This is a genomic window from Nitratidesulfovibrio vulgaris str. Hildenborough, assembly GCF_000195755.1.
Classification (GTDB): domain Bacteria; phylum Desulfobacterota; class Desulfovibrionia; order Desulfovibrionales; family Desulfovibrionaceae; genus Nitratidesulfovibrio; species Nitratidesulfovibrio vulgaris.
In genome coordinates, this window is record NC_002937.3 from 2,211,647 (window position 1) to 2,230,658 (window position 19,012).

Sequence of the window (19,012 nt, forward strand, 5' to 3'; positions counted from 1 at the left end):
TGTCCCCCCTCTGACGACACGCCCGTAATCTACAGAACGTAGACAAAACGTGGCCCCTTCCGGGACTGAAGGCCGACGCGGCACGTCACGCCCATCTCCCCTTCCAAAAAAAAACATCCTGAACAGCATGTTATGCAAGAGCATGTCCTTTCGATCGCGTTTGGCATGAGGGTTGCTCATACGGTTTCAACCGGGCCGGAGTCCACCCCCCGGCAACCGCAGCCAACGAGGCACACAATGAACGCCATCATGCAAAGACTGTTCAAGGAAGAGACCGGCGCCACCGCACTCGAATACGGCCTTATCGCCGCCCTCATCGCCGCCGTCATCGTCGCCGCCGTCACAGCACTCGGTACCAAGGTAAGCGCGACCTTCTCGTACATCGACTCCAAGATGCCCACCCCCGGCCAGTAAGGCGCGGCGGACACAAACCACAAGACAAAGGGGAAAAGCCATGAAGACCATCATTCGTCTGTTCAAGGAAGAGGAAGGGGCCACTGCACTCGAATACGGACTCATCGCCGCCCTCATAGCCGCCGTCATCGTCGCTGCCGTCACTGCACTCGGTACCAAGGTGAGCTCCACCTTCTCGTACATCGACTCCAAGATGCCCACCCCCGGTCAGTAACACCAATCCCGACGGACCCCATGCCGCTCCCGAAGGGGCCGGAGCATGCCCCCTGCCCGGCCCCTTCGTAACGTCCAAAGCACTGGACACGACACGTAATCATGGATTGACCAGACGTTACGGCCTACATTCGGACACTGGTGGAGAAGCATGTCATGCCAGCCACCTGCCCAGATGCCCCTGGAGACGACCGGAACACCGAAATGGAAAAGGAGACGACATGGACGGCATCATCATACCTGTCCTCGGGGTCATTCTCCTCATCGCGGTCGTCACCGACATACGGTCGATGCGCATCCCCAACTGGCTCACCTTTCCGGCGATGCTGATGGGACTGGGCTACCACACGGCCATGCGCGGGCTGGACGGCCTGCTCTTTTCTGCTGGCGGCCTCGCCCTTGGCGGGGCATTGATGCTGCTGCCCTTCATCCTCCGGGTCATGGGCGCAGGCGACGTGAAGCTCATGGCGGCCGCCGGGGCCTTTCTCGGAACACGAGGGGTTCTTTCGGCATTCATCTGGACCAGCCTTGCGGGCGGCCTCTACGCCCTTGTCGTCCTCCTGTTCCACCTTCCGCAACTGATGGCCATCCTGCGGGCAGTGGTCGCCAGCGTGCGGTTCATGTCCGTCACGGGTAAGCTTTCATACATTCCGGCCACCAAGGACGCACGTCTGCCACGCCTCTGCTACGGCGTGGCCATCGCGGCCGGAACGACGTTCTCGATGCTGCTTTCCTCCGGGCTGCTTCCGGAGGCATGGTTTCCTGTCCAGTGGTTAACGGCGTTGTAGGGGGTCTCCATGCGCAGGACGGCAGTGATACAGGTCATAGCGGCACTGGTGCTGGCCCTCGTGGCAGGCGTTCTGGTGTTCCGCTTCGTGCAGGTCAACCGGGTGGCGCAGCAGACGCAACAGCCCCCCGGAGTCGTGCTCGTCGTCGCCGCCGTCGATATGGAGAAGGGTGCGAAGATACGCGCCGACCAGCTCAAGACATCGACCTTTCTCTCCGCATCCGCCCCTCCCGGCGGATTCACTGATGCGAAGTCCCTCGTCGGCAGGGTGCTGGCAACCCCCGTCACGACCGGTGAGGTCATCACCGAGACCCGCCTGCTGCCCGCCGACGCGACCTCCGGCGGGGTGAGCACCATGATCGCCCCCGGAATGCGCGCCGTGGCAGTCAAAGGCAACAAGGTCATGGGTCTTGCTGGGTTCATTCGCCCCGGCAACCGGGTCGACATCATGGTCACCATCGACGACGAGACCCGTGAGAAGGCCAAGGCGCGGACGAAGGTCATCCTCGCGGGCATCAAGGTGCTGGCTACCGGCACCGAACTGCGGCAGGAGGGAGACGACACGGCGACATCGCCCGTGGAGGTCTACACCCTCGAAGTCACCCCTGAACAGGCCGAGCTGCTCTCGCTTGCCGCCTCACGAGGCGAACTGCACTTCGCGCTCCGCAACCCCGCCGACGACCTGCCCGTACGGACGGCCGGCACCGACGTTCCGGCCACGCTCAGGCAGTTGCAGGGTGGAGACAACGGCACCCCGCGCCGCGACCGGGGTTTCAAGGTCGAGATCATCTCCGGCACCGAACGGTCAACGATGAGGATCGAACGATGACCAGCCGCACCGCACCATCAGCATACGACGCATCCACACTCCTTTTCACCCTGCTGTGCACCATCGCCCTGTCCTGCGCCGCGCTGACGGTACCAACGTTCTGCGGTGCCGCCTCCTCCGAGTTGCAGGTCGCGACGGGCAAGTCCTCTGTCGTCTCCACGTCACGCCCGGTGGGTCGTCTGGCCATCGCGGACGAAGCCATCGCGGGTGTCGTCGTCCTTTCGCCGCAGCAGGTCTACGTGACCGGCAAGAAGGCTGGCACGACCACGCTGACCCTGTGGGACGGCGGTGGCGCGGTGATTGGCGTGTACGATGTGCAGGTCACGCCCGACATCGCCCAGCTCAAGGAGATGCTGCACCGCGTACTGCCCGGCGAGAACGACATCATGGTCATGGGCGTCAACGACACAGTGACACTCGCAGGCACGGTGCGAAGCGCGGCAAGCATGACCACCGCCATGGACATGGCGCGCCTCTACGCTCCCGACAAGGTGACCAACCTCATGCAGGTCGGCGGCGTGCATCAGGTGATGCTGGAGGTGAAGGTGGCCGAGATGCGACGTAACGTCATGGAACGTCTCGGCATCGACCTCACCTACGCATGGCGTGGCGACTTCATCTTCGGGATGCTCAACCAACTTTTCACCCTCGACAGCCAGAAGGGTGTCGTGGACGCTGGCCCCAGCGGGGCGGTGCTCAGCCCCAACGTGAACGGCGCCTTCCGCATCACGTCCGGACAGGTGAGCATCATGGGATTTCTTGACGTGCTCAAACAGAACGGACTGGTGAAGGTCCTCGCCGAACCCACCCTCGTATGCCGCAGCGGCGAGAAGGCCGAATTCCTCGCCGGGGGCGAGATTCCCATTCCCGTACCGCAAGGGCTCGGCACCGTTGCCATCGAATACAAGGAGTTCGGCGTCACCCTTCAATTCCTGCCCACGGTGGTGGGGGACGGTCGCATCAGCATGAAGGTGGCCCCGGAAGTCTCTGAGCTCGATTACACCAACGTGGTGCAGATTCAGGGCTTCACCATTCCCGCCATCACCAGCCGACGGGCGTCGACCACCGTCGAACTGGCCGACGGGCAGAGCTTCGCCATCGCGGGACTGCTGCGCGACGACGTGCGGCAGGCGGTGAACAAGTACCCGGTACTGGGCGACATGCCCGTACTGGGGACGCTCTTCCGTTCCAGCAACTGGCAGAAGAACGAGACGGAACTTGTCATCATCGTCACGCCGCATCTGGCCAAACCGCTTGAAGCGAACGCCACACGCCTGCCCACGGACGCCTATCGCGAGCCTTCCGCCTTCGAGTACTTCATCCTCGGCAGGATGGAAGGAAGCAGACGTGCGGATGCGACAGCCGCAGCGGCCCGCACTTACGGCACGACGGGCGCAGGCGCGCCCTCGGGAATGGAAGGCGCTTTCGGCCATATGCTGCCAGCCCGCTAGGAGAACGCCATGCACGCCGCCACGACACAACTTCACCACGATGCCCGCGCCGACGACATATCATGCCAAACGACAGGGAATCCCGGCTTCACGCGACACCACCCTGCCCCCCGCAGCCTGCCGCGGAGCACGGCACTGGCGGGCATTCTGCTGGCGCTCGCCCTCACCGGTGGCTGCAGTGCCTACCTTGAAGAACCCGTAGCCGAATGGCGCGAACCCCTCGGCGAGGCGTTCCACGCCCAGCGGGAACAGCAACGGCTCAATCCCGCCCCGGTCGATGCGTCCCCCGTGACGGGACTCGACGGGCAGGCCGTGGAACGTTCCATGAAGGTCTACCGGCAAGGTGAAGACAAGAAGCAGGAGAACGGCAACACGTTCCAGTTCAAGTTCGGCAACGCCAAGTCGAAGCAATAGCGGAAGCCGCCATGAACAACATCCATCCCGTTTGCCTCATGCCGAAAAGCCCCGTGACGGGTGACGAACTCGCCATTCTCGTCACGCGGCAGGGCGGATTCAGGCTTGTGTCGCCCGAAGAGGATGAACTCGGGCTGGTCATCGTCGAACTGGGGCGGGCCTCTGACAACGACTTCGACCTTCTTCGCAAACTCGACGCCGACCCGCGCGTCACCGAAATATTCGTCACCGCGCGCAAGAAGGACCCCGACCTCATCATCGAAGCCATGCGCGCCGGGGCCACAGAGTTCATGGCCCAGCCGCTTCGCCCCGAAGACATGAGCGCAGCCCTCGAAGGCTACCTCATGCGATGCCGCACCCGTGAGGCACATCCTGTCGCCACCAGCGAAGAGGGCGGGCGCATCGTCCATGTCGTCTCGGCCAAGGGCGGCGTTGGCGGCACGACCGTGGCCGCGAGTCTCGGCGTGCTGGCAGCGCAGCGCGGAGAGACCGTTCTCATGGACATGCGGCTGCCACAGGGCGACGTGCCTCTCTTTCTCGACCTCGCCTACACCCACACATGGGCATCGGCCATGCGCGACCTGGCACGCCTCGACGCGACCTTCCTGCGAAGCCTCGTCGAACGCCACTCCAGCGGGCTGCATGTACTGCCCTCGCCCGACAGACAAGACGGACTTGAGAGCCTGAGCGCCCTCGGCGTGAAAGCCATGCTGGGCCTCATGCGCGCCACCTTTCCCACCACCATCGTCGATGGTGGCCCCTTCAGCGACGAACTTGCGCTGGCTTCCATGCAACAGGCCGAGAGCATTCTGCTGGTCACTGAACTGGCACTGCCCTCCCTCTCCGGGGCACGGCGCATCCTCGATGACATCCGCCAACACGCGCCACAGGTCGAAGACAGGGTCCGACTTGTGGTGAACAGGTTGTGCTCGCGTTCTGGCGTCGAGGCCGAAGAGGCCGAACAGCTTCTTGAGCGCAAGGTCTTCTGCGCCATCCCCGACGACTACAGCAACGCCGTCTCCGCCATCAATCAGGGCGTGCCGCTGGTCACGGCGCATCCGCGTTCAGCGGCAGCCCGCGCCCTGCAACAGCTGGGCGAACGTACGTTCCCGCAGGAAGGGGCCGATGCACGGCCGGGCGGCCTTTTCGCACGCCTCCTCCGCCGGGGTGAAGCGGGGCAGGCATCCGTGCCCCAGACCCCGCTGCTGCACGGGTCGAGGGGGTAGGCCATGCGACTCGCCGAACGCCTCATGCGCGCGACACGACGCCAGCAGGAAACGGACGACGTACCCGCCGCCCCGGTTCATGCGAGACGCGCCACCGACCGCATCGCCATGCCCGACACCCTGCGTGGTGACACCGGGACACACGGGCCGGAGAACGCCCCTTCTTCGCACCTCGACGTCACCACGGCATCGGCCGGGCAACCGGACACGCACAGCCAGACCGGCATGCCGTACGATGTGGCGGTCGATGGCCTGCACGTCCGGCCTCCGCAAGACGGCCCTGCATCCGGACTTTTCCAGACGACCAGCGACCAGCCCCCCACCATTGCGGACGGCGAGAACGACGAGAACCCGATTCTGCCCCCTGCGGCCACCACGGCGGCACCGCGACGCCCTGTGGTCGCGCCGTCGTCATCAAGGCGCACGGACGACGCCACCGTGTCCCCCGCCGCTGCCGAAACACAGGCAACCGCCCCGGCACAGGCCGAGCAACCCCTGCGGGCAGCCCGCAGCACCCCCCGGGCCGCGGAACAGGTCGTGGACGTGAGCAAGCTCACCCTGCACGGTGACCACTATTACGAAATCAAGGAACATCTGCTCGACCGACTGCTTGAGCTTCTCGACCTCGCCGCCGTGGAGTCGCTTCCCCCCGAACGACTTGGCGACGAGATTGGCCGCCTCGTCGAGAGGCTCATGCGCGACGAGTTCAGGCAAGCCCCCCTCAACGCCAGTGAACGCCGCCAGATAACCGGTGACATCCGCGACGAGATCCTCGGCCTCGGCCCGCTGGAACCGCTGCTGCACGACCCCACCGTCAACGACATCCTCGTCAACAACTACAGGCAAATCTACGTCGAACGCCGCGGCAAGCTCATCAAGGTCAACACGCGCTTCCAGGACGACGACCACCTGCGCAAGATCATCGACCGCATCGTCTCGCGCATAGGCCGCCGAGTGGACGAATCGTCGCCCATGGTCGACGCCCGCCTTGCCGACGGGTCGCGCGTCAACGCCATCATCCCGCCTCTGGCGCTCGACGGACCCAGCCTGTCCATCCGCCGCTTCTCGAAGGACCCTCTGGAGTTGCACGACCTCATCGGCTTCGGCGCCCTGACGCCGGAGATGGGCGAAGTGCTGCAGGGCATCGTCAAGGCGCGGCTGAACATCATCGTCTCGGGCGGAACAGGGTCGGGCAAGACCACCATGCTCAACTGCCTTTCGCGTTTCGTGCCGCACGACGAACGCATCGTGACCATCGAGGACGCCGCAGAACTCCAGCTCAAACAGGAGCATGTGGTGCGCCTTGAGACACGGCCCGCCAACATCGAGGGACACGGCGAGGTCACGGCCCGCGACCTTGTGAAGAACTGCCTGCGTATGCGCCCCGACCGCATCATCGTCGGCGAAGTCCGTAGCGGTGAAGTGCTCGACATGCTGCAAGCCATGAACACCGGTCACGACGGGTCGCTGACGACCATCCACGCCAACACCCCGCGAGACTGCCTGATGCGCCTTGAGACCATGGTCGCCATGGCAGGGCTGAACATCAGCACCCTTTCGCTCAAACGCTACATATCCTCCGCCGTGGACGTGATCATACAGGTCTCACGCCTCTCGGACGGTTCACGCAAGCTCACCAGCCTGATGGAACTGACCGGCATGGAAGGCGAGGCCATCACCATGCAGGAAATCTACAGCTTCGAGCAGACCGGAGTGGACGACAAGGGCAAGGTTCAGGGGCACTTCCGCAGCGGCGGCATCAGGCCGAACTTCGCCCCGCGCCTAGCGGCCATGGGCATCCATCTCGGCGGCAGCCTCTTCGACGTCTGAGGCCCGCCGCACACCACGCAGGCGCCACCACCGCGCCTGCGGCGGCACGAAGGATAGCAGGAAGGTCAAGGAGAAGACCATGACGCTCATCATCCCCATACTGGCCATCATCGCCATGTTCATGCTCGTCATGGGACTCGCCAACCTCGTGACGGGCAAGCGCCGCACCGAACGCGAACGCATCGCGCGAAGGCTGGGCACACTGCACGGCGCGAAGGGCGATACACGCGGCGTCGACCTTGAGCGCAAACTCACCCTCTCCGACATGCCGTGGCTTGACGACCTCCTCGCGGCGCAGGCGTGGACACGCCGCATGGCCCTCATCCTCGAACAGGGGCAGGTGAAGACCACGCTGGGCATGCTGGTGCTCACCTCTGTCATGGCAGGCGCCCTCTGCCTGATGGCCATGGCCCTTTTCTCGAGCAATGTGTTCCTGCTTGTGGTGCCGCCGCTTGCCGTGGCCTATGTCCCGTTCATGCTGGTGTTCCGCAAGCGCGCCCGGCGCATGGCCAGATTCCAGCGGCAACTGCCCGACGCACTCGACCTCGTGGGACGCGCCCTGCGCGCCGGACACGCCTTCAATCAGGGAATGCGGATGGTGGCCGACGAGTTCGAAGACCCCATCGGCCCCGAATTCCAGAAGGTGCTTGATGAGATCAACTACGGCGTCCCCGCCGACACGGCCCTCATCAACCTCGTGCGCCGGGTGGACTGCCCGGACCTGAAGTTCTTCGTCGTCTCCGTGAACATCCAGCGCGAAACGGGGGGCAACCTCGCGGAAATCGTCACCGGCATCGCACGGCTCATCCGCGAACGATTCAAACTGGCGGGCAGGGTGCGCGTGCTTTCAGCCGAAGGCAGGCTCACGGCGTGGATACTGCTGGCGCTGCCCTTCGGCATCGGCATCATCATCAACATGCTGAACCCCGACTTCATGAGCGTGCTCTACGAGACACCGGAAGGGAACCTGCTGATGACGGGCTCGCTGTTCCAGATGACCATCGGCGCCATCGCGCTCAAGCGCATGACCACCATCAGGGTATGAAGGGTGACAGCATGATCGACGAAACATCCCTCACTCCCCTTCTGGCCGCACTGCTGGCCGGTGCCTCCGTGCTGCTGGCCTTCTTCGGCGTACAGGGGATGCGTGGCAGCAGACGTCGTATCGACCGTATGCAGTCGCGGGTGGCCCGCCACCTCGACCGCAATGCCCCGACAGCAGCGGCATCCGCCACCACGTTGAGTGACGACATGCGCCGGGGCATCAACGCCATGGCCGAACGACTCGGGCAGCGGGTCATCAACGAGGGCGACACCGAACTCACCGAGGCGGGCATGGCGCTTGCCCGCGCGGGCTACCGCAATCGCACGGCACCGAGGGTGTTCTGGGGCGTCAAGGCGGGTCTCACCGTGGCGGGATTGCTCATGGGCCTGACGGTGCGTCTGCTTCTCGGCGACGACGTCCCCGCAGGCATGGTGGCCCTCCTCTTCATCGGCCCTGCCGTGACGGGCCTCTACCTGCCCAACATCTGGCTTTCATCGCGCATCAAGGAGCGCAGGCAGGAAATCATCAACGCGCTGCCAGATGCTCTCGACCTTCTGGTCGTCTGCGTCGAGGCGGGCATGGGACTCGACCAGGCCCTCGCACGGGTGGCGAAGGAACTGCAAAGCACCAGCCCCGTGCTTGCCGAAGAACTGCAACTCTCCATCCTCGAACTGCGCGCGGGCAAAAGTCGCGCCGACACGCTCAAGAACCTCGCCGCACGGGTCGCCATCGAGGATGTGAACAGCCTCGTCACGCTCATCATCCAGGCAGACGCCTTCGGGACCAGCATCGCCAGCACCCTGCGCGTGTACTCGGACACCATGCGCACCACGCGCTTCCAGCGCGCCGAGGAAATCGCCGCCAAGATGCCCGTGAAGCTTCTCTTTCCTCTTGTTTTCTGCATTCTTCCAGCACTCTTCGTCACCATCATGGGCCCGGCCTTCATCAAGTTGATGCAGGTCTTCGCCCAGATGAACCAGTGACCCCCAAGCACTCGCCAGAAGCACGTGACAGGACCTCACGACAGGAGCACACCATGAGCATCACAGCCACGCACGACACATCTTCGAAGGGCCGCCATGCCCTGCCCGCCCTCGCGCTTCTGCTGCTCATGACACTCTCGGGCTGCGCTGCGCGTGACATGGGCGACGGAACGTCTCCCTCGCTCATGGAACGGCATGCCACGGGCAAGAGCCTCGCCCCCGATGCGCCGGGGACACCGCAACGGCAAGGCACACCGGCGGCCGAGGCGGAAGCCCACCTCCAGCGCGGCCTCGCCTACCTCGCACAGGACAGGCCCGAACTCGCCTTCGAGCATTTCAGCCGCGCCGCCTCGCTTGCCCCGGAGATGGTCGAACCCCGTCTGCAACGGGCGCGCCTGCTCGTCCGGCGCGGCATGCCCAACGAAGCCGCCGCCGACATCGAGGCCGTGCTCGCCGCCTCCCCGCAACACGCACGCGCATGGGAACTTGCGGGCATGGTGGCTTTCGACAGGGGACTTCTGGACGAAGCCGAAGCGGACTTCACGCGCGCCATCACCCTCGACCCCGACCTTGCCTCCTGCTACGCGCATCTAGGTGCCGTACACGACTACAAGGGGCGCCCCGACCTCGCACGTGACGTGTACGCCGCCGCCCTTGTCCGCTTTCCGCAGTCGGGCGAATTGCACAACAACCTCGGTGTCGCCTTCTCCATGCTTGGAGACGACGCCTCGGCCCTGCACCACTTCCACGAGGCCGTCGTGCTGGGCGCGTCCTCCGAACGGTCATGGAACAACATGGGGCTGGCCCTGTGCCGTCTGGGGCGCTTCGACGAGGCCTTCGAAGCCTTCCGCAACGCGGGGGGCGAGGCCGCAGCGCATAACAACCTCGGCTATTTCTTCCTCGTCAACGGCGACGCCTCGCTGGCCGTGCAGCACCTGCAACGCGCCGTCGAACTCGAACCCCGCTACTACGTCCGTGCCGCCGAGAACCTCAAGCGTGCCCGACTCGCGGCCAGATTCGCAGCGGGCGGCGTACCTGTGCCCGCCGCGGGGCCACAGACAGGAGGCATTGCCGGTACGCCCGTGAACAAGGCAGGCGTCTTGCCGCCAGCAACGGGCAAGGGTCCCGGCACACGGACGACCGGCGCAGGCGAACGGGTCATCCAGTAGGGGGACGCTTCAGCGCGCTACGAAATGCAATCGAACGGCAGGAGACCGCCACGGCTGCGAGGGGGCTCGCACCATGGCGACACGGAGACCACCATCAACGGCGTGCAACGCACGCAACGCGAGCATGAAAGGCGGTACCACCGCCCGGGGGTCCATGGGGGGACGTACCAACACAAGGAGAACGTCTCATGCGAGAAACCAGCAAAAGACAGTACGGCATGGCCACCATCGAAGTGGCGCTCATCATGCCGCTGCTGGCGGCACTGCTCTATGTCCTCGTCGAGGGGGGGAACACCATCAGGGTGTATTCCGCGCTCTCGGAGGCCAGCCGGGCAGCCGCAAGGCAGGTCGTGATGACCGGCGACGAGGCGGGCGTGCAGGATGTCGTCCGCTCGCTTGTCACCATCATCCCGGCGCAGAACGTCACGGCGCGTCTCATACGTGACAATGCCAAGGGAATGGTCACCGTCGAGGTCAGTTATGGCTACCGTTCGCTCTTCACCGCCAACCCCGCATCAGGAGACCCCCATGACGCGCTCTACACTCTCACCGCGCGGACGAGCATGCCTCTTCCGTAGCGCACGTCCCATGCGAGCCCTGTCGGCCCTTCTCCGGCGGCAGAAGGGTTCCATGGCGACGCTGGTCGCCGTGCTGCTGCCAGTCGTCCTCGGGCTTGTGGGCCTCGGCATCGACTCGGGCATGCTCTACCTGTCCCACAGCCGCCTGCAGGCCGCCGTGGATGCTGCCGCCCTCGCTGGCAGCCTGCAACTGCCCTACGACCCGCAGCTGGACAAGGGACTCGTGCGCGGGGCCGTCACGCAGTACATGGATGCCAACTACCCCGAAGCCTCTCTCAACGGGGTGACTCCGGGCACAGAGGAACGCAGTGTCACGGTCACCGCCACCGCCACCGTGCCCACCATCTTCATGAACGCGCTCGGCATCGGTTCCAGCGAGGTGCACGCCAAGGCCACTGCCGGATACAACAAGCTGGAGGTCGTCTTCGTCATCGACAACTCCGGTTCCATGAAGGGCACCCCCATCCAGCAGACCAACAGCGCGGCCTCGCAGCTTGTGGAACTCATCATGCCCGAGGGCATGATGACGTCGGTCAAGGTGGGGCTGGTGCCCTTCCGCGGCAAGGTGCACCTGCCAGCCGGTGTGGACGGGCTTCCCGACGGCTGCCGCAACGCCGACGGGACGCTGAACCCCAGCTGGCTGCACGAGGAGTACTTCAAGACGTCATACCGCTACCCATCAGGCTCGTCACTGAACGTGCCCAAGAACACGTGCACCAGCATTCCCCGCGTGCAGGGACTGACTGAAGACCGCGAGACAATCCTCACCGCCATATCGAAGCAGAACGGCCTTGGTGACGCCTCGGGGACGGTCATATCCGAAGGGCTGAAATGGGGACGTCACGTGCTCACGCCCGAGGCACCGTTCACCGAAGGCTCATCGGCAAAGGACATCCGCAAGGTCATCATCGTGCTCACCGATGGTGATACCGAAGACGGAAAGTGCGGAGGCAGCTACGCCATCAACTACACCCCCAACGCCTACTGGACCAACGCCTTCTACGGCATGCTGGACATGACGTCGCACTGCGAGAACGGGGGCAAGCTCAATGCCGCCATGCTCGAAGAGGCGCGCAAGGCGAAGGAGGCGGGTATCGAGGTGTTCGCCATACGCTTCGGCGATTCAGACAGTGTCGACGTCTCGCTCATGAAGAGCATCGCGTCCAGCAAGGCTGGGACCAACGACCATTACTACGACGCGCCCTCGGCCTACGACATCGACGACGTGTTCAAGAAGATCGGCCGACAGCTCGGCTGGAGACTGCTGCGCTAGCGCCAGGAGGCGAATATGCACATAGCAAATACACGGCGCTCGCTGACCGGGTCGAACGAAGGAGCGAGTACGCTGGAAATGGCCCTGTTGCTGCCCGTGCTGCTCGTGGTGGTGTTCGGGCTCGTCGAATTCGGTTACAACCTCTTTGCCCGCACGACGGTGGAGAAGGCGGCGCAACTGGGGGCCCGGTCGGCCGTTACCGGAGAGAGATTCGCCGAGGGCACACGTCTTGCGCTTGTCAGGTCGAAGGCGCGCCAGCTCACCGAGGCCCTCACCGGAGGCGACCCGAACTCCACCGCCATCACCGTGCAGGTACGAAGCTATCCCGGCGGGAACACGTCCGGGGCCGCAGTGGAGAACGACGCCGGAGCCCCCTGCGACGTGGTGGAAGTACAGGTGGACTACAGGTACGCCCCCCTTACCCCTATCGTGGGAGCGCTGCTACCTGCGGAAATCGGCGTCACGGGCAAGGAACGCATGATCAACGAGCCGTGGGCGGCCTGCAAATAACGCACAGCCACCGGTACACCGCAAGGGGGCGCATCAAGTGACAGCGAACGCCAGAGATGCACGACGCCGGAACCGTTCGGCCACAGGCAGGAACAGTTCAGGCAGCCCTGGCGGTGCACAGGCCGTGGTGCCCGCTGCCGCCCCTCCGCGTCACGCCCATGCGGGAACGGAACCGGCGCGGGCGACCACGATGAGCCTGCTCGCCGTCGCCCCGGAAGAGGACATACACGCCCTTGCCCGCACCCTGCACCATGCGGGCATCGCAGCCGCCTATACCCTTGCCACGACGCCGCACACACTGTCGTCAGCCCTCATCGACGAACCGTGGGACATGGTGCTGGTCCGCCCCGGCTTGCCGGGTCTTAGCCCGACCGACGCCCTGCATCTCGCGCGGGCGGCACGCAGCGACTTGCAGTGTGTCGCCCTGCTGCACCGGGAAGAGACCGAAAGCGCAATGGCTCTTCTGAAGGGCGGCATGGACGATGTCGTCGTCGCCGACGACCCCATTCTGCCTGCACACATGACCCGCCTCGCCCGCGAGGCGGCACGCAGGCGCGAACACTCGCGCCTGTGGCGTGACATGCGCCATGACGTCCAGCAATGGCGAGGCATGGTCGACAACACCCTGCTGGGCATCTTCCGCTGCCAGCCATGGGGCGACCTTGTGCATGCCAACGCCGCCTTCGCCCACATCCTCGGGCACGACGACCCCGCAGCACTCGTACAGCAACTCCGCACGGAGAATCGTTCCTTTCTCGACAAGAACCGGATGGAGCACTTCCTCTCCCGGCTTTCCGAACGAGACTGCATCGACGACTTCGAAGCCGACCTCCATAAGGTCGACGGTACGTTGACCCGGGTCATGCTCCATGCACGCATCATCCGCGACGACAACGGCGAAGCCCTCTCCATCGAAGGCACGATGGAAGACATCGAGCGGCGCAAATCGTTCGAAGCGGTCATCATCAATGCCAAACAGGAGTGGGAGAAGACGTTCGACAGCGTTCCCGACGTCATCATCATCTTCTCACCGGAATTGCGGATACGGCGGTGCAACAAGGCACTGGGCCGCCTGCTGGGCCTTCACCCGCGCGACCTCGTGGGACGGCGCTGTGAAGAGGTGCTCGGTTCCGGCAGTTCTCCGAACGATGCCTGCGCGTTGCTGCGTTCGCAAGAGAGTGCCGGTTTCAGCACCGGTGAACTGCACCTGCCCTTTCTTGGCGGCGACTTTCTCGTGACCCTCTCGCCACTGCAAACGGGACAGAACGACGAACCCGCCGGGGACATCGTCATGGTCGCCCACGACATCAGCAACCGCAAACGCCTCGAAAGCCAGCTGCGGCAGGCGCAGAAGATGGAGGCCATCGGCACGCTGGCAGGTGGCATCGCCCATGACTTCAACAACATCCTTGGCGTCATGATGGGCTACACGGAGATGAGTCTCGACCAGGCGGATGAGGACAGCCCCATGCACAGAAGGCTGAGTGAAGTGCTCGAAGCCGGCAAGCGGGCGCGAGACATCATCCACCAGATACTCACCATGAGCAGACAGGAAGAACCTTCGCGGCAGATGCTCTCGCTTTCGTCTCCCGTGCGCGAGACCCTGCGCCTTCTGCGGGCGACACTCCCCGCCAACGTCGACATCCGGGTGGATATCGAGGATACCGCCCCCGTCCTCGCCAACCAGAGTCAGATACAGCAGGTCGTCATGAATCTCTGCACCAACGCCGCCCACGCCATGCGCGCGAAGGGCGGGGTGCTCACCGTGGCACTCGACGCCGTCGACCTGAGTGCCGAAGAGGCCCAGCAACGCTCTCTCGAAGGCCCCGCGACCTTTGCCCGCCTACGGGTACGCGACACAGGGCACGGTATCCCCTCGGAGATACGCGAGAACATCTTCGACCCGTTCTTCACCACCAAGAAGCCGGATGAGGGAACGGGCATGGGGCTTGCCCTTGTCCACGGCATCGTCACCGGACATGGCGGGCATGTATCGTTCACCTCCACGGCGGGTTTCGGCACCGAATTCGAGATACTTCTCCCTGTCGTCTCCGGCCATGCGACGAAGGCGGAAGGAGACCCGGACAACCTGCCCAAGGGGGGGGGCGAAGTGCTGGTGGTCGACGATGAGGCGTCCCTTGCCCTCGTCATGGGCGAGATGCTCGAAAGCATGGGCTACAGGGCTGACATCGCCACATCACCTTTCGAAGCCCTCGAACGTTTCTCCGAGTCGCCGTCACGATGGGCCTTCGTGGTCACCGACCAGACCATGCCCGGCATGACCGGCATGGAACTCGCCGCCCATATGCTGGGCGTCGCATCCAGCATCCGGGTCATCCTGTGTACGGGGTTCAGTGAGGGACTGACGGAAGAGGCGGCACACAAGGCAGGCATAGCGAGACTGCTGTACAAGCCCGTCCTGCGCGCCGACATGGCAGAGGCGGTGATGGGCCTTGCGGTGTCAGCGGGGCAGGGCGAGTCGTCCGAAGCCCCGGTCACCGTGGCATGAGAGGCAGGGCGGATGTGACGACCGCATCCGAGGTGAAGTCCACCCCACGTTCCAGGGGCCTGTCCACCATGACGCGCATCGCCTCTGAGAAGCGCCTGCCCGCAGGGCCGAATGACGTGGCAAGCCAGTCACGTACCCCGTCACACAGGTAGTGCATGCACAACGGTGACTTGAAGAGATGCAGCACACAGCCTTCATCCCTGAAGTACCGGCACCGTGAGACGTGTGCATCCGGCTTGTCGGCGCCATGATAGGTGTCTTCATCCGCCTGCATGTGCTGAATATGGTCGGCAAGCTGCATGGCAACGGTTGAGGGCCGGGTCATCATGATGTCCGACATGGAATAGATGCGCCAGTGCTGGTTGTTGCAGCAGCCTACGGGCGGACGCGGACAGGATGCCGCACAATGGGTCTTGGTGAGGTGCGACTGGATGATGTCCAATTCGCGACCGTACAGCGAGTAGCGGATGATGTGCCGTCGGACGATACTGTCCTCGACCGTGAGATAGGCGCTGACGGCCGCCACATGGTCGCGAATCTGCCCGGTGCCGAGAAGCGGAAATCCATCAGGGTCGAACGAGGCGATATCGACATCCACGGTCGACGCCGCGTTGTCATCAAGTTGTGCCAGCCAGCCTTCCACGGGCATGGGAGAATCCTGCTCGTCGGGTACGCCTGATAGTCTGCGCTCACTTACACCGTACATTAGAAAAAACTAATAATCTACCCTCCACGCCCAACACCATATGGCAGCCACCCCAAAAGACCATGAAAAACATGCCTGCGCCAAGGCATGCAGGCTTGCCATCGCTCAGCGCCATCGGTAAAGGCAACAGTACCTCGCCGGAAGGATGTCCGTCGGCGGAGGTGCCTACCCACCATCAGGCCCGCCTGCACCAGTTCTACCGGACATGCCTGATTTACCTGACAGACCGACCCTAACGGATGCACATGCACACCCCCCAGTCAACCCCGCACGTCATTCCCCCGGCAGCCACTCCCAAGCGCGTCTATCAGTCGGGCACGTTCTCGACCCAAAGAGACAGGGCGGCGCACCTTCAACTGCTTTCCATGCTGCGCACTGCCGGGCACACCGTGGCATGGGCACCTGAACTCTGCTCGGCGCGAGAACTCGATGCCGCCGGTATCGACGGTGTTCACGGTCTCATCTTCGGCAGAGTGCGCAAGGCGCTGGACGACGCAGAGGTCATGGTCGTCCTGCTCGACTGCATCCGCTTCGACGACGGCACCCCGTGGGAGATGGGCTATGCGGCGGCACGGGGAATACCCGTCTACGCCCTGACCACCGACACCGTCCGCGTAGAGTGCGACATGGTGCTCTCGCTCGGTAACATCCTTCAGGGTAGCACCATCACCGCCACCAGCCACACCATGCCCGACCTGCTTGCCCTGCTGCATGACTGAAGCCGGTTTTCGCAAGCTGACCTGCCCGTGTCGAAGGAGGCTGCATTCTTGCGATGGCCTCTCAGCCTGCTCCCCTCCGCCATGCGCAAGGCATGGGAAAAGGCGGGGCTTCCCCCGCCTCGCGGTGCGGGCGAAGGTCACCCCGCCTGTCATGTTCACTTGCGGCAAGGATCGCCTGAACGACTTTCTCGAGGACAACTCCGGACTCGACGCGCGTGGCAACCGCCGGAACCAGTCAACGGTTGCCGGAACCAGCCACCGGACGGCTACCCCCCATGGGCTGGTCCTTGCGGCGTGAAGCGCCAGCTGTCACGCGAATTGTTCTCTGCGGCCTGTGTGGCGTCGACGTCGTTATAGTACAGCGCCCCGCTACGTATGCCGTAGACATCCTGCACCGCGCCATAATGGGCCAGGGCCGGGACACTGGCGACGACACGAGGCCCCACGCCCCAGAACGCCAGCCACAACACAGCCACCCCAAGCCCTAGCCTCATCAGTCTCACGGGTAGACTCGCCTGAACCATGTCCCATCTCCTTGCAGCATGAGGCGGGGGCCGGGGCCCCCGCCAGCCTTGATACTATATCTTCGCCGTGATCTCGGGGAACACGATGTAGAACATGACGTAGGCCATGGCCAGCGTCAGTACGAGGTTGAAGCTCTGCCCGGCCACGTACAGGATGAGCGGCTTGCCGCCCTTGAAGTAGTGCGCAAGTTCCCGGAAGTTCGTGGCCAGACCGATGGACGTGAACGCAAGGCAGAAGAACCAGTTGCGCAGCGGCGACGACAGGCCCTTCAGAACACCCTGGTTGACCATGATCTGGCTCATGTCGGAACCGAGGCTGCCGGATATGACCGAGAAGAGAACCGAAGCGGCAAGGAAGCCCAACACGAACTTGGGGAAGCGGTGCCAGATTTCGATCCAGCCCACGCTGTGCCCTTCCCTGCATTCCACACGGGCGCACCAGTACACGGCCACACCGAAGGCGACCACGCCGATGAGCACGTTCTGGATCATCTTGATGGTGGCGGCCACGTACAGGGCCTTCTCACCGAGGAACGCCCCGGCGGCAGCCACCGCACCCGTGGCGTCGATGGTTCCGCCCATCCACGCCCCCCCAAGAACCTGCGGCATACCCACGGCCTTGATGAAGGCGGGCATGGCGATCATCATGATGGCGGTGAACACCAGCGACAGACCGATTGCAAGGGTGAGTTCCTCCTTCTTGGCACGGCAGGCGGCCGCCGTGGCGATGGCAGCGGAGGTGCCGCACACCGACATGTCGGAGGAGATGACGATATTGAGCGTCTTGGAAGGCATCTTGAGAATCTTCTGCCCGAAGATGAAGGTGCAGATGAGCACGATGGGGGTGACCACCCACGCCACGAAGATGCCGGGAATGCCGATGGCGATGATCTTGTCGAACAGCACCTCCGCACCCAGCAGCACGAGACCGGTCTTGATGTAGTATTCGACCTGAAGGGCGGGCTTGATGAAACTCGGTGTTCCCACGGTGTTGGCGACCAGCATCCCGATGATGATGGCCCATGCCTCGGCACCGATGCCCCAGTACTTCATGGTGCTCTGATGCCCCATCATGAGTGCCAGCACCGCCACGAAGAACACACCGATGAATCCCACGAGGAACTTGGGCACATCATGGCCCATGAACTTCATGCCCACGGCGAAGAACAGCCCGAGGGCGACCATGAGCATGGGCAGTGATGTGGCGATGTTGAACGGCTTGGTCTTCGTCTTCTTCTCAGCAGCCTTCATCTTGGCATGCTCGGCACGCCATTCGGCAATCTTCGCCTGCGCTTCGGTGTTGAGCGCGGCATCGGCGAATGCTGCCCCTGCTGCTGCGGCCTCTGCGGCTTGCGCAGCCGCCAGTGCGGCATCCGACTTGACCTTGGCAGACTCGAACTTGGCCTTGGCAGCCGCGTTACGCTCGTCGGCAGCCTCCTTGGAAAGCACGAAGGCTTCGAGAGGGTCGGACGCCCAGGCACCGGGTGTCGTCAGGAAAGCACCTATAGCCTTACCCGATGGAGTATCCATCCCCTGGAGCTTCCCCTTGTCGTCCTGCGCCTTGTAGTAGGCTAGGGTCTTGAAGGGGGCACGCGCAGCCTCTGCAGCCATCACACCGTTGGCCTTATCCACCTTCTGGGCGAATTCGGGGGACGGGTTGGCGAGAAACAGCCACATCCCCGCAATAAGGATGACGAATCCGAGCCAGATGGCCCAGTAATCCTCCTTGGTCCACAGGTCGGACAGCTTCGTCTGCCCCTGGTCGACAACGACATTGCTTTCATTCTCAGCCATTGCTCCCTCCTTGCGTGAATGTGGCGCAACAACGCGTC

19 protein-coding genes are annotated in these 19,012 nt (G+C 63.9%); 16 read left to right on the plus strand and 3 right to left on the minus strand.

Translation table 11 applies throughout. The annotated features are described in order from the left end of the window. The first annotated feature begins 237 nt into the window (after positions 1-237). The 15 genes from DVU_RS09980 (at position 238) to DVU_RS10050 (ending at position 15,231) form a co-directional block, all read left to right on the plus strand. Positions 238-414: a Flp family type IVb pilin gene (locus tag DVU_RS09980; RefSeq protein WP_011792071.1), complete on the plus strand. Its 177-nt coding sequence runs from the start codon at positions 238-240 to the stop codon at positions 412-414. Positions 415-454: 40 nt separating this feature from the next. After that, the gene (locus DVU_RS09985; RefSeq protein ID WP_010939393.1) at positions 455-628 is read left to right on the plus strand and encodes a Flp family type IVb pilin; all 174 of its coding nucleotides are present in this window, start codon (positions 455-457) and stop codon (positions 626-628) included. Between the two features lie 220 nt (positions 629-848). Then, complete coding sequence (locus DVU_RS09990; protein ID WP_010939394.1) at positions 849-1,415, plus strand: A24 family peptidase; 567 nt, start codon at positions 849-851, stop codon at positions 1,413-1,415. A 9-nt stretch (positions 1,416-1,424) separates the two neighbouring features. Continuing rightward, positions 1,425-2,243 carry a Flp pilus assembly protein CpaB gene (gene cpaB, locus DVU_RS09995; RefSeq protein ID WP_010939395.1) on the plus strand — a complete coding sequence of 273 codons (819 nt, stop codon included), beginning with the start codon at positions 1,425-1,427 and terminating at the stop codon, positions 2,241-2,243. Next, the gene (locus tag DVU_RS10000) at positions 2,240-3,694 is read left to right on the plus strand and encodes a type II and III secretion system protein family protein (RefSeq protein WP_010939396.1); all 1,455 of its coding nucleotides are present in this window, start codon (positions 2,240-2,242) and stop codon (positions 3,692-3,694) included. The genes cpaB and DVU_RS10000 overlap by 4 nt, the downstream gene beginning before the upstream one ends. Before the next feature lie 9 nt (positions 3,695-3,703). Next, a complete protein-coding gene (locus tag DVU_RS10005; RefSeq protein WP_010939397.1) occupies positions 3,704-4,108 on the plus strand; it encodes a hypothetical protein in 405 nt (134 codons plus the stop codon). Positions 4,109-4,119: 11 nt separating this feature from the next. Then, entirely contained in the window at positions 4,120-5,334 is a 1,215-nt protein-coding gene (locus DVU_RS10010) for an AAA family ATPase (protein ID WP_010939398.1), read from the plus strand. A 537-nt stretch (positions 5,335-5,871) separates the two neighbouring features. Next, the gene (locus DVU_RS10015) at positions 5,872-7,164 is read left to right on the plus strand and encodes a CpaF family protein (RefSeq protein ID WP_223294683.1); all 1,293 of its coding nucleotides are present in this window, start codon (positions 5,872-5,874) and stop codon (positions 7,162-7,164) included. A 79-nt stretch (positions 7,165-7,243) separates the two neighbouring features. Then, the gene (locus DVU_RS10020; protein ID WP_010939400.1) at positions 7,244-8,209 is read left to right on the plus strand and encodes a type II secretion system F family protein; all 966 of its coding nucleotides are present in this window, start codon (positions 7,244-7,246) and stop codon (positions 8,207-8,209) included. A gap of 11 nt (positions 8,210-8,220) precedes the next feature. Beyond that, positions 8,221-9,192: a type II secretion system F family protein gene (locus tag DVU_RS10025; protein WP_011792065.1), complete on the plus strand. Its 972-nt coding sequence runs from the start codon at positions 8,221-8,223 to the stop codon at positions 9,190-9,192. Between the two features lie 53 nt (positions 9,193-9,245). Then, positions 9,246-10,361 (plus strand): tetratricopeptide repeat protein, encoded by a 1,116-nt coding sequence (locus DVU_RS10030; RefSeq protein WP_010939402.1) that lies wholly within the window; start codon positions 9,246-9,248, stop codon positions 10,359-10,361. Positions 10,362-10,549: 188 nt separating this feature from the next. Further along, on the plus strand, positions 10,550-10,939 hold the full coding sequence (locus DVU_RS10035; RefSeq protein ID WP_010939403.1) for a TadE/TadG family type IV pilus assembly protein: 390 nt from the start codon (positions 10,550-10,552) through the stop codon (positions 10,937-10,939). Positions 10,940-10,949: 10 nt separating this feature from the next. Then, complete coding sequence (locus tag DVU_RS10040; protein ID WP_010939404.1) at positions 10,950-12,212, plus strand: vWA domain-containing protein; 1,263 nt, start codon at positions 10,950-10,952, stop codon at positions 12,210-12,212. A gap of 15 nt (positions 12,213-12,227) precedes the next feature. Then, positions 12,228-12,722, plus strand: coding sequence for a TadE/TadG family type IV pilus assembly protein (locus tag DVU_RS10045; RefSeq protein ID WP_010939405.1), 495 nt, complete (start codon positions 12,228-12,230; stop codon positions 12,720-12,722). Positions 12,723-12,912: 190 nt separating this feature from the next. Further along, positions 12,913-15,231: a PAS domain-containing hybrid sensor histidine kinase/response regulator gene (locus DVU_RS10050; protein ID WP_014524463.1), complete on the plus strand. Its 2,319-nt coding sequence runs from the start codon at positions 12,913-12,915 to the stop codon at positions 15,229-15,231. On the opposite strand, the gene DVU_RS10055 is transcribed toward DVU_RS10050, so the two are convergent. Continuing rightward, positions 15,218-15,880 carry a hypothetical protein gene (locus tag DVU_RS10055; protein ID WP_010939407.1) on the minus strand — a complete coding sequence of 221 codons (663 nt, stop codon included), beginning with the start codon at positions 15,878-15,880 and terminating at the stop codon, positions 15,218-15,220. The two genes, DVU_RS10050 and DVU_RS10055, sit on opposite strands and share 14 nt — an antisense overlap. Positions 15,881-16,182: 302 nt before the next feature. On the opposite strand from DVU_RS10055, the gene DVU_RS10060 reads away from it, so the two are divergent. Next, the gene (locus DVU_RS10060; RefSeq protein ID WP_014524464.1) at positions 16,183-16,656 is read left to right on the plus strand and encodes a nucleoside 2-deoxyribosyltransferase; all 474 of its coding nucleotides are present in this window, start codon (positions 16,183-16,185) and stop codon (positions 16,654-16,656) included. 266 nt (positions 16,657-16,922) lie between these two features. On the opposite strand, the gene DVU_RS10065 is transcribed toward DVU_RS10060, so the two are convergent. Both DVU_RS10065 and DVU_RS10070 read right to left on the minus strand, forming a co-directional pair. Next, positions 16,923-17,180 carry a hypothetical protein gene (locus tag DVU_RS10065; protein ID WP_010939409.1) on the minus strand — a complete coding sequence of 86 codons (258 nt, stop codon included), beginning with the start codon at positions 17,178-17,180 and terminating at the stop codon, positions 16,923-16,925. Positions 17,181-17,234: 54 nt separating this feature from the next. Next, positions 17,235-18,974, minus strand: a complete 1,740-nt coding sequence (locus tag DVU_RS10070; RefSeq protein WP_010939410.1) for a YeiH family protein — start codon at positions 18,972-18,974, stop codon at positions 17,235-17,237. Positions 18,975-19,012 lie beyond the last annotated feature (38 nt).